Source organism: Desulfovibrio sp., from assembly GCF_019424165.1.
Taxonomy (GTDB): Bacteria; Desulfobacterota; Desulfovibrionia; order Desulfovibrionales; family Desulfovibrionaceae; genus Desulfovibrio.
The window spans coordinates 15695-26531 of sequence record NZ_JAHZAA010000036.1 but is presented as its reverse complement, the minus strand read 5'-3'; the positions used below and the strand labels follow the sequence as shown (position 1 = coordinate 26531).

Here is a 10837-nt window from a genome sequence, read left to right as displayed (position 1 = left end):
TAATGCCTTGGAAATAGATGGGCGAACCGAAAATGATGCCGTCCGCCAGAGAGAGTTTTTCCAGCACCGGAGCCAGCTCATCGCGCACGGCGCAGCGACCGTAGGATTTGCCGCCAAGCCGCTTGCATTCAAAGCAGCTTATACAGCCCTTGTAATTGTAATCATAGAGATGCAGCATCTCTGTCTGCGCTTCGGGGCAGGCCGCGGTGATGCCTTCAAGAGCCTTGCCGAGTACCGTGGCTGTATTGCGTTTTTTTCTGGGGCTTCCGTTAACAGCATAAAATTTCATGGTTTTTCTCCATAAAAAGAGGTTGAAATGGTGTGCGCAGCGTCTTGTCAGCGCAGGAGCTTTTCTAGTTTCTGGTGCGGCGAAATGTATTTCGTCGCGTGCCGATTTTTGTAAAAACTGCGCCGGAGCGCCGTAAGGCGGAGGGCCTTACGCAGGCAGTGCAGTCTGGAGCCAGCCCAGGGCATTTCACGTTGAGAATGCTCTGGCGGCTGCGCGAGCAGACGCCCACCGTGATGGCGCAAGCACAATGAATTTGTGCTGCCAAGCGCCGGGACAAGCGAGTCTCACCTTTGAGAATGCACATTCTCAAAGGTGAAATACCATAGTTGATCTGCGTGATAAAAAACAAGTACGCAGTTTTTTCTTCCCTGAGGCTGCATGAATGTTATTGCAGCAAGATGTCGCCGCACGTAATTGTCTGTCGACAAGGGCCGCGATGCGGCTATGAGGAGCATGACATGCTTACAAAACCAGCGGTGGGTTATGCCACGGCATTGCCGCGCGAAAGTGTTTATGACGTTCCCTGTCCCCTTATACATGCCCTTGGTCTCATTGGCGGCAAGTGGAAACTGCCTGTTCTCTGGCATCTGGCTGACAGCGGTGGGTGCGGTTTCAATGCGCTGGGCCGCGAGGTCACGGGCATCACCAACACGATGCTCGGCAAATGCCTCAAGGAGCTTGAACATGACGGCCTGGTTTGCAGAACAGAAATGGCAGGCAACATGCGCCGCGTGGAATATTCTCTGACGCCGCAGGGTTGGTTGCTGCTGCCTGCCCTGAAAGAGCTGTACCAATGGGGCAAGGCGCATCTGGAGAGCAGCGTGGAAAGCGGAACATCGCGCACATGAAGCCGTGAGGTCTTCAGTGAGACCATCAGACTGCCGTCATGTTGCGCAGCCGCGGCAGTCATACAGGGGCGGACTGTCGCTATTCGTCCTGCCCGCCATCAGCCTTGCCGCGTAACTCGCCTTCTTTTGTATGGTCTTTGGCGGGATTTTTTTCATGATCCTGCCCGATGTCGCCCGGCATCGCACGGTTTGCCCCGGCAGTGCCTCTTTGCGTCTGTATATGTAGCACCGTGGCGCGTTCCGCATTCTTGGCCGGGCTCCACTGCATGCCACTGCCGGGCCATGTCAGTTGGACCTGCCCGTCACGCCCGGTGAACAGCAGGGGAATTCCGGCTTTGTCCAGCCATGCACGCACTTTTTTGCCGGGGTAGCCATAGCGGTTTTCAAAGCCGCAGGCAGCCACCGCCACACGGGGCTGCACCGCCTTATAAAAATCAGCCAGATAGCTGCTGTCCGAACCGTGGTGCGGCAAAACCAGAACCTCTGCCCGCAAATCCATGCCCTGATCCAGCATATGCCGCAGTGAACGGCGTTCGGCATCGCCGGGGATAAGGGCCAGGCCGCGTCCCTTGTGGGTCAGGCGGGCCACCAGTGAGGCGTTGTTTCCGATCCACGGCGAGTGCTCTTCCGTAAGGGCGCTGCGCGGCGGATGCAGTATTTCCAGTTGCAGGTTGTGGGCAGGGTCGCCCAGTTGCAACACGTCGCCCTGCGCAAGGCGGCGGGCCTTGTGCTGTTGCCTGGTCTGTGTCCACAGGGCGCTCCAGCCGCTGTTGCCGCGCCCGTCCTGTCCGTTGTCAAACAGGGCGTTCACATTGAAATGTTCAAGAATGTGAATCAGTCCCCCCATATGATCAAGGTCGGGGTGGCTGTTCAGCACGGCTGAAAGGCGGGGCGAATCATTATAGAGCAGGACTGGGGCCACCAGTGCCTGGCCGGGATCAAAGCGTGGCGAGGCGCTGCCGCCACCGTCCAGCAGCATGCGCACATGCCCCGGCAAACGCAGGGCCACGGCCTGGCTTTGGCCCACATCCAGCACATCCAGCCGTATTTCTGGTGAAAGGCGCTGCTCCACGCGCAGCAGCGGGCCTGCCAGCAATAATACGCCCCCTGCCAGCAGCAGGCGCACAGCTCCCGCAGGCATGGCTTTTCGTCCGGCCATGAAAGCAAGAGCCGTAAGCAGGGCCGCAAAGGCCGGCAGGGAGGTCCAGTGCGGACGCAGCATGGCCGGGGCAGACAGCAGACCGCTTTCGGCCAGCCAGGCCAGAGAGTCCACCAGCCACTGGCAGGGCAGGGCGGCCACATCCAGAATCAGGCGCGCCGGTGATTCAAAGCCAAGGGCCGCGCACAGCAGGCCCAGTACGGCAGCGGGCAGTACGATCAGGTCGGCCACGGGCAGCCATGCCACATTGAGGGGAAACCAGAAGCCCGCATTGCCGAAAAGCAGCATGTTGAGCGGCAGCAGAGCGATCTGTATGAACAGCGAAACAAGAAAAATGCGCATGAGGGCACGCAGCCATGTAGTGGCGTGCAAGGGCGGGCCGGGCGCACCACGGTCCGGCAGGGGAACGATGCGCCGCAGCCAGGGCAGGCTCAGGCCGATGGCTCCCACACACAGGGCTGAAAGTTGCAGTCCGGTGTCCAGTACGCTCAGGGGAAAGGATACCGTGATGCAAAGAAGCGCCGCGCCCAGGGCGTCCAGGGTGGTGCGCGGGCGGCCGGCAGCCATCCACAGGGCCGCCACAAGCATCATGACTGTGGCGCGCAGCAGGGATGCCGGAGCGTTACCCAGCCACAGGTAACCCAGGGCGGGCGGCAGCGAGGCCAGCATGACCCACAGGACTTTGGGGCGACGCAGGTAGATTCCCGGCCGCAGGCGTGATGCCGCCAGCACGCAGAACAGGCCGATCATGCCTGCTACCACAAGATGCTGGCCCGAAAGGGCCAGGCTGTGCACCAGGGTGGCAGCGGCAAAATTGTTCAGGGTGGCCTGGGCAAGGTATTGCCTGTCGCCAAAGAGCAGTGCCAGCACAATGGCCTTGCCCTGACTCAGGGCTTCCTGACCGGACGGTGTCCCATGGCCGGACGGCATTTCGCCACGGAATGCGGCATGCCCGCCGGAAGATTCTTTTGTCTGCACTTGGGCCGCAGCATGCCCGTCAGACGGCGTGGGGCTGCCGCTCCATGGCGCAGAAAGAGGATCGCCCGGCCGGGCAGGAGCTTGCAGGGCCGCCAGAAATTTTTCGCGCAGGGATTCACGCCAGCGGGCGGAGCGCCCTCCTTCGCCAGCAACGGACGGCTCACCGCGTTCCGCCTGCGTCCACAGGCGCCAGCGCACATCCTGTGCGGCCCACCACAGGTCCCAGGCAGATTGCCCTTCATTGGCAAAGCCCTGCATGGGCATGGGGCGGCGGCCCAGGCACAATGTCTGGCCGGGCAACGGGCGTAATGTGGGGTTTTCCCAGGTAAGGGCCACAAGGCCGGGCAAGGACGCGGCAGAGGCTGCTGTGTGCAGGTTTGCGCGGCGTGGCGCGTCGTCTGCCGTGGCTGCGGCTTCAGGGGCCATGTGGGACAGAATCAGGCGCAGGCGCTGATCCGGCAGGCCCTGGCTGTCGGTCACCGTGGCGCAAACGCGGATATCTTTGGGAGCTTCAGCCAGCCAGGATGGTAGAGAAGCCGGAGGAAGGCTATCGTGCCAGGGGCTGCCATAAAGTTGCCACCGGGCTGTGAACAGCCCGGCCAGGGCCAGCAGAATACAGAAAGCAATGCGCCCCGCCTTCCACAGGCGACGATCTGCGAGAACAGGCAGCAGAAGACACAGCAAAGACTGCCAGGGCCATACGGCGGCGGCTATGCCTCCTATCCAGAAACAAAGGCAAAGCTGCCATAACAGCGGGGCTTGCAGTGGTGGATGGCGCATGCTTTTGCTCTGTAGAGCATGCAGCATTCCGTTTTCTGGCGGATGCGATGCTCTCAATGCGAAGCGTCGCAACGCCCGCACGATTGACGCAGGGCACGTGTGCCGCCCGCTGCGCGAAAATATTTTCTGTCCTCATACGGCGCAGCCGGTTGCGCTCAAGCAAAATCCGGCGGAACAGCGCGTATCCGCCCTGCCGTCCGGGCAATCAGCCACGCCGGGCAGTTTTTGCGCAGGCGAGGCGTTTACGACAGTTCGCGGGCCAGATCGCGCTCTTCAGCACGGCGTTTCAGGCTTTCGCGGTGATCGTGCAGCTTTTTGCCCCGGCCCACGGCGATTTCAACCTTGATTTTTCCCCGCTTGAGGTAGAGCCGCACGGGAACCACAGTAAGCCCCTTCTGGGCCACAATGCCCGACAGCTTGGCTATCTCGCGCTGGTGCAGCAGCAGTTTGCGTGCGCGTTCCGGTTCTTGCGGGGCATAGCCTGCATTGGAATAGGGCGCTATGTGCAGCGACAGCAGCCAGGCTTCGCCCCGGCGGAAGTCCACATAACTGTCGACGAAGTTGACCTTGCCCGCGCGTATACTTTTAACTTCGGGGCCGGTAAGTACAACGCCCGCCTCGGTGAACTCGGAAAGTTCATAAAGGTGGCGGGCCTTCTTATTGACGGCAATGGTGGAAGGAGATGTTTTCTGGCTCATGGCTGGCTGTGGGTCAAAAGGCTTGTGGTATGAAATGCCAGTTCCGGTCCCAGGGTCTGATGCAGGGTTTCCCGCACCATGCGGCGTGAAGCGGCCACATCGGTGCTCATGAGCACGCTGTGGGCCAGTTCCATGCAGGTCTCGGACTTGAGCTGGCGGATAAGGTGTTTCAGGCCCGGCACAAAGCGCGGCGCGGCAGAGATGGTATCCACCCCCATGCCGAGCAGCAGGGCCATGCCCAACGGGTCGGAGGCAAGCTCGCCACAAACTGAAACACCTATGCCCTCACGGTGGGCGGCATCAATAATATGTTTGAGCGAGCGCACCACGGCGGGGTGCAGCGGCTCGTTAAGATAGGCCACATGACGGTTGTTGCGGTCTATCCCCATGATATAATGAATAAGGTCATTGGTTCCTATGCTGAAAAAATCGCATTCCCTGGCAAGGGCATCGCAGATGATGGCCGCCGCCGGAGTTTCTATCATGACGCCCAGCGGAAGGGTGGGAGCGTGCGGCAGGCCGCGGGCGGCCAGTTCCTGATGCAGCTCCTGCATGATGCCGCGCACCTGCTGCACTTCGTCCAGACCGGAAATCATCGGCAGCATGATAGCCACGTTGCCCTGTACGCCTGCCCGCATGAGCGCCCGCAACTGTGTGCGAAAAAGCCCCTGGTGGCGCAGGCAGAAGCGTATGCCGCGCAGGCCCAGGGCAGGATTTGGCTCTTTAAGTGCTGCCTGGGCGTGCAGCATTTTGTCCGCTCCCACGTCCAGCGTGCGAAACACCACGCGCTCCGGAGCGATTTTTTGCGCCACAGTGGCATATTCTGTCAACAGGTCTTGCTCATCGGGCAAACGGCCTTTGAGATAGGCAAACTCTGTGCGGTACAGGCCCACACCGTCTGCGCCGCTGCGCGGCGCCGAGGCAAGCTCGTCGCTGCTTTCCAGGTTGGCCTGCACCACCACGCGCACGCCGTCGCACATTTCGGCAGGCCAGTGGGCTGTCTGCAAGGTAAGCTCTTCCCACGCCATGTATTCACGGCGGCGGTTTTCATAGCGGGCCAGATCGGCTTCGTCCGGGTCCAGCAGCACGCAGCCGCCAAGGCCGTCTACAATGACATGCTCGTCGTCTCTGGCCACGGCCACAAGGCCGGTAACGCCCGCCAGGCAGGGGATATGCAGGCTGCGTGAAAGAATTGCCGTATGCGAGGTTGGGCCGCCCTCCGTGGTCAGGATGCCCAGCACGCAGTCCAGGTTAAGCTCCATAACGTCGGCGGGGGAAAGGTCTTCTGCCACCAGAACGCCGGGATCGGCGATCTCCGGGGCATCAGCCGGTCCCACGGCCAGATGTTTGCGCAGGCGCAGGCCCACGGCGCGGATATCCTGGGCGCGGTCGCGCAGGTAAGGATCATCCATGCCCCTGAAGAGGGCGCACAGTTCTTCCACGGTGAGGCGCAAGGCCCAGGGAGCCGCAATAAGCTTGTGCTCTATACGCGACAGGGCGGCATTGAGCAGCTTGGCATCACGGGCCATTTCCATCTGCGCGGCAATAACTTCACGGTATTCGGCCAGGTCTTCCGGCACATTGTCCATGGTGGCTTGCAGCGAGGCGCGCACGCCTTCAGCCGCGGCGCGCAGGGCCTCCTGCTCGGCGGAAACTTCGGCGGGCAGGATATGCCGCTCTTCATCCTGCCGCAGCTTGTGCATGAAGCGCGCCCGGCCAATGGCAATGCCGGGAGAAACGGGGGTGCCGAAAAGTACCGCGCGGGCCATGTCAGTCCTGCATGGTGTTAAGAAGGCGGGCCAGACCGTAAAGGGCCTCGCGGGCGTCCTGCCCCTGCGCCAGAAGGGTCAGTTCCGCATTGGCGGGCTGGGCCAAAGAAAGAATATCAAGCATGCTTTTGGCGTCAACTTCGCCGGTATCGCTGATAAGCTGTATGGTTGAGGCATAGCGCTGGGCTTCTTGCGCCAGACGCGCCGCCGGCCGGGCATGCAGGCCGTTGCGCAGGCCCAGGCAAAGCTTCAATGACAGCCCGCGTGGCGTTTCTTCAATGGTTTCTTCCATTTCCTCACCTTCTCGGGCCATAAGGCCGGACGAGGTGTGTTGGGCGTGAAGGCGCAGCACGGCGGCTTCGCCTGATGTAATCTCCCGCATTTTACCGGTCAGGCACATACTACATACCTATCAGGTCAACGTCCATGAGAATAAGGGCGCCCAGTGTCATGGCCCACAGCAGGATGCGCGGCAGCCGCAGGCGGGCTACCATCCATGAAGCCATAAGCACCGCCAGCGCCCCCAGTATATAGACCTCCCAGGGAAAGGGCTTGATGCGGCTCAGGGGCAGATGCCAGATTACCTGGGCTACCAGCACGGCATTGACCATCTTGAGCCTGTCCACCCAGTTGATGAGGTTGAGCCGTTTGAGGCGCACCAGTACGGGCATGCCGTGGCGCAGGCCGGAAAAAAAACTGCCGGCCCTGAAAAGCAGAAGGATGAGAAAAAAAGCCGCGGCAGCCATGCACGTCAGCGCTGTATGGCCCGACAGCAGCAGGCTTACACTCAGAAGCGCCCACAACGGCAGCAACGTGCCGCTGAAAAAAGAGTCCCCCAGGGCGGAAAGCGTGGTGGCGAGTGTTTCGCGCACCGATGATACGGCGAATTCGGGCAAGGCCCCTTTGGCAATTTCTTCTTCAAGGGAAAGCAGAATGCCCACAAAAAGCGGAATCATGAAGGGGTGTGTATTGCTGTGCCCGCCATAGCGGGCAAAGGCGCGGGCGCGGGCTTCGCCTTCGGGGTAGAGCCAGCACAGGGCGGGACTCAGCACAAAAAGCAGGCCGACCTGCTGCATGCCTCTGGCGGTTGTACCCGCGTTAATGCAGCAGGTACGGCTCAGGCAGGCAAGTGCAATGCGTGTGGGGTACATGTGGCAATCCTGCCCGCATGCCGCCCGGCGCGGTTTGGGATGCCGCCGTGCCGTGGCCTGACGCCGCCGTTTCCGGAATTTTTGCCGGGCCGGTGGCGTTGCGGTAGTTAATGGTTGTGTGGGCTGCCCTGGGCCGATGTGAGCAGGGCATAAATTTCTTTAACGCTCCAGCCGCGCACCTGCTCCTGCACACGCCGGGCCACCTGCCGGGGCTTGCCGCCGTCTTCCGCCTCCTGCCGCAGCAGGGCGAGAACATCGGTTTCGGGGCTGCGCTCCACCTGCTCCGGGGGGCCGACAACAACGGTTATCTCGCCGAGCAGGTCATCGGGCAGGCTGGCGCTGTGCTCCAGTCTGGTCAGTATAAATTCCTCGTGCTCCTTGGTCAATTCCCGGCAAACCGCCACTTCGCGGGGGCCAAGCAGGCGGGCCGCCTGGGCGAGGCTTTCCTTGAGCCTGTCCTTGCGTTCAAAAAATATGAGAGAGCCGGGTACATGGGCAAAGGCGGTAAAAAGCGCATCTCGCCCGGAAGCATCGCGGGGCAGAAAACCCAGAAAGCTGTGCGGCAGGGGAGGCAGCCCCGCCGCAGAAAGGGCGGCCACCGGAGCAGAAGGGCCAGGCAGGGGGGAGACCGGCAGGCCTTCCTTACGGCAGGCGCGCACCAGGCGATAGCCGGGGTCTGCCAGCAGCGGCGTGCCCGCATCGGAAACAAGGGCCACGGTCTGCCCATCACGCAGGGCGCGCAGTACCTGCTCCTGCCTTTCGGCTTCGTTATGGTCGTAAAAACTCAGCAGGCGGCGGGCCTCGATGCCGCATTCGCGGAAGAGACGGGCAGTGCGGCGTGTGTCTTCGGCCAGCACGAGGTCGGCTTCGGCAAGTACGGCGCTTGCCCTGGGTGAAAGGTCACCAGGGTTGCCAAGAGGTGTGGCTACGATCCAGAGCCGGGGGGCAGTCGAAGGCATGGCGAAAATGCTCCAGGTGCAGGGTGTCGCCATTGCGCAGAACGCAGATGACGTCAAAGCGGCAGGGTTTGTCCCATGCTTCGTGCGCAGCCAGCCAGGCTCGGGCGGCGCGGCACAGGACGCGCTGCTTGGGCAGGCCGACGGCATGCGCCGGACCGCCGTAGCGCTCGCTGCTGCGGGTTTTTACTTCAACAAAAACAATGGTGTCGCCGTCAAGGCAGACGATATCCAGCTCAAGCCGCGCCTGCCGCCAGTTGCGGGCAAGCAGTGTGCAGCCCGCGTCAGTCAGCAGCTCGGCTGCGGCGTCCTCTCCCGCGCTGCCGAGCCGCAGGTGGGCGGCTGGAGGAGCGGTAGCGGGTTTAGCCGCCCTGGCGGATTTGTCGGACCTAGCGGATTTGGGGGCTGTTGCGTCTTGCGCCGTGCTCACCGTGCAGGAGGGCGTTTTGCCTTCTGAAGGATTTTTGCCTGATTTTCCGGCAAAAAAGGCGGGCAGCAGCTTGCGCAGATTCATAGCAGGCAGCCCTGCTTCTGTACGGTTGTGCCGCCTTCGCAGACGCCCCGGAAGGTCAGCCTGTGCTGCGGGCAGGGGCCAAGGCGGCGCAGCGCCTCGTAATGCTCCTTTGTTCCGTAGCCTTTGTGGATGGCGAAACCGTAGCCGGGCCAGCGTTTGTCCAGGCTTGTCATGAGGGTATCACGGCAGGTTTTTGCCAGAATGGACGCTGCTGAAATGGCCGGTTCCACCGCATCGCCGCCCACAATGGCCCGCTGCAACGGCAGTGTGTCACCATGTGCCAGCAGCCACTGCGGCTTTAGTGACGGTTCGGGGATGACCTTGTTGCCGTCCACAAGCAAAATTTGCGGCGTGATGCGCAGGTGGCGCACTGCCATGCTCATGGCTTCAAAGGTGGCCTGAAGGATATTGATGCGGTCAATGCGGCCGGGCCAGACTATTCCCAGTCCCCAGGCCAGCGCACATTTTTTGATGCGCGGGGCGAGCAGGCAGCGTTGCCGGGCGGTGCAGGCCTTTGAATCGGCAAGGCCCGGCAGATCATACTCTGACGGCAGGATCACGGCTCCGGCTACCACAGGCCCGGCCAGACAGCCGCGCCCGGCCTCATCAATGCCGGCTGTCTGCCCGGCGGCCGGAACAACAGGGACGCCCGGCAGTTCAAACAGGCTTTGCTGATGGGAGCGATGTTTTTTCACGCCATGTTCCTGTTTAGTGCGGCTTTGCGATACTCTTCGAACTGCGGGAGTGGCGCGGGAAGACACAGCATCCGTGAAGCCTGCGCGGACGGCACAATATGCCGGGCTGTGCGCACCACGTTATTTTTTGCGACTGTTCCCGCGTGTGTTTTCGCAGCGGGGGGCAGATACAAAGTAAAACTGTTCCAAAACAAGTGCATTGAAGTTGAGCGCCTCAACGCGTAAGAGGCGCGCCGTGAGGAGCGGTTGCCCGCCATCCCACGGCGCGCCGTAAAAAAGGCGCTGTGTTTTTTCTGATGCCGCAGGCTATCAGAAACGGCCGCGCGGCTTGATGCGTGCGGCTTTGCCCTTGAGGGCGCGCAGGTAGTACAGGCGGCTGCGGCGAACGCGGCCCTGGGTGACCACTTCAACGCGATCGATAAAGGGCGAGTTAAGGGGGAAGATGCGTTCCACACCCACGCCGTCAGAAATTTTGCGCACCGTAAAGGTGGCGCAGGTCGTGCCGCGCTTGACGCGGATGACGTTGCCCTGGAAAATCTGGATGCGCTGTTTTTCGCCTTCCACAATGCGCAGGTGTACTTTCACCGTGTCGCCGGAGCGAAACGCGGGTACATCCATGCGCATGTTTTCCCGTTCAATCTTTTTGATGATATCCATCGTGAACTCCTTGCAAATCCGGGCGGATTGTTGCGTCGTTGCGTAGCGGCGCCGATGCGCTCAGGCCGCCTGTTTATCAGCTGTAGTCGCCTAAAATTCTGTCTGCCAGAATGGCGGCGGCGCTGCGCACCGAAAGGTGATTGTAGCCCAAAAACCGCACAGGGCGAAGCAGACCGTCACACTGTTCAAGCACTTCGGGGGCAAGCCCCCGCGCTGTGCCAAGGCAAAGCATGACCGGTCCCTGGCTGCACCATTGCCGCACCTGTTGAGGGGTCATGAGCGGTTCTGTGCGAGCCTGCTTTTTACCCTTGCCGGGCCAGACGGCGGAGCTTGCCACCAGCCT

Annotated in this window: 12 protein-coding genes; 1 reads left to right on the top strand and 11 read right to left on the bottom strand. The window is 61.6% G+C overall.

From position 1 onward, the window contains the following. On the bottom strand, positions 1-289 hold a 289-nt coding region (locus QZ377_RS10655), incomplete at its 3' end, for a flavodoxin family protein (protein WP_291441120.1). A gap of 458 nt (positions 290-747) precedes the next feature. On the opposite strand from QZ377_RS10655, the gene QZ377_RS10650 reads away from it, so the two are divergent. Next, positions 748-1137: a helix-turn-helix domain-containing protein gene (locus tag QZ377_RS10650; protein WP_291441119.1), complete on the top strand. Its 390-nt coding sequence runs from the start codon at positions 748-750 to the stop codon at positions 1135-1137. Positions 1138-1216: 79 nt separating this feature from the next. Here QZ377_RS10650 and QZ377_RS10645 read toward each other — a convergent pair whose 3' ends face one another. From QZ377_RS10645 to QZ377_RS10600, 10 genes are all read right to left on the bottom strand, one after another. After that, entirely contained in the window at positions 1217-4054 is a 2838-nt protein-coding gene (locus QZ377_RS10645) for a ComEC/Rec2 family competence protein (protein WP_291441118.1), read from the bottom strand. Between the two features lie 242 nt (positions 4055-4296). After that, on the bottom strand, positions 4297-4752 hold the full coding sequence (smpB, locus tag QZ377_RS10640; RefSeq protein WP_012625418.1) for an SsrA-binding protein SmpB: 456 nt from the start codon (positions 4750-4752) through the stop codon (positions 4297-4299). Then, positions 4749-6521, bottom strand: coding sequence for a phosphoenolpyruvate--protein phosphotransferase (gene ptsP / locus QZ377_RS10635; protein WP_291441117.1), 1773 nt, complete (start codon positions 6519-6521; stop codon positions 4749-4751). Before ptsP ends, smpB begins: the two co-directional genes overlap by 4 nt. Before the next feature lies 1 nt (position 6522). Beyond that, positions 6523-6813, bottom strand: coding sequence for an HPr family phosphocarrier protein (locus tag QZ377_RS10630; protein ID WP_041724950.1), 291 nt, complete (start codon positions 6811-6813; stop codon positions 6523-6525). A gap of 109 nt (positions 6814-6922) precedes the next feature. After that, the gene (locus QZ377_RS10625) at positions 6923-7672 is read right to left on the bottom strand and encodes a PTS system mannose/fructose/sorbose family transporter subunit IID (protein WP_291441116.1); all 750 of its coding nucleotides are present in this window, start codon (positions 7670-7672) and stop codon (positions 6923-6925) included. A 107-nt stretch (positions 7673-7779) separates the two neighbouring features. Continuing rightward, on the bottom strand, positions 7780-8631 hold the full coding sequence (gene rsmI / locus QZ377_RS10620; protein ID WP_291441115.1) for a 16S rRNA (cytidine(1402)-2'-O)-methyltransferase: 852 nt from the start codon (positions 8629-8631) through the stop codon (positions 7780-7782). Next, on the bottom strand, positions 8573-8962 hold the full coding sequence (locus tag QZ377_RS10615) for a YraN family protein (protein ID WP_291441122.1): 390 nt from the start codon (positions 8960-8962) through the stop codon (positions 8573-8575). Before QZ377_RS10615 ends, rsmI begins: the two co-directional genes overlap by 59 nt. A gap of 176 nt (positions 8963-9138) precedes the next feature. Then, positions 9139-9807, bottom strand: coding sequence for a ribonuclease HII (locus QZ377_RS10610; protein ID WP_291441121.1), 669 nt, complete (start codon positions 9805-9807; stop codon positions 9139-9141). A 339-nt stretch (positions 9808-10146) separates the two neighbouring features. Next, positions 10147-10494 (bottom strand): 50S ribosomal protein L19, encoded by a 348-nt coding sequence (rplS, locus tag QZ377_RS10605; RefSeq protein WP_291441114.1) that lies wholly within the window; start codon positions 10492-10494, stop codon positions 10147-10149. Between the two features lie 76 nt (positions 10495-10570). Next, the coding region (locus tag QZ377_RS10600; protein ID WP_291441113.1) for an RNA methyltransferase at positions 10571-10837 on the bottom strand (267 nt) is incomplete at its 5' end.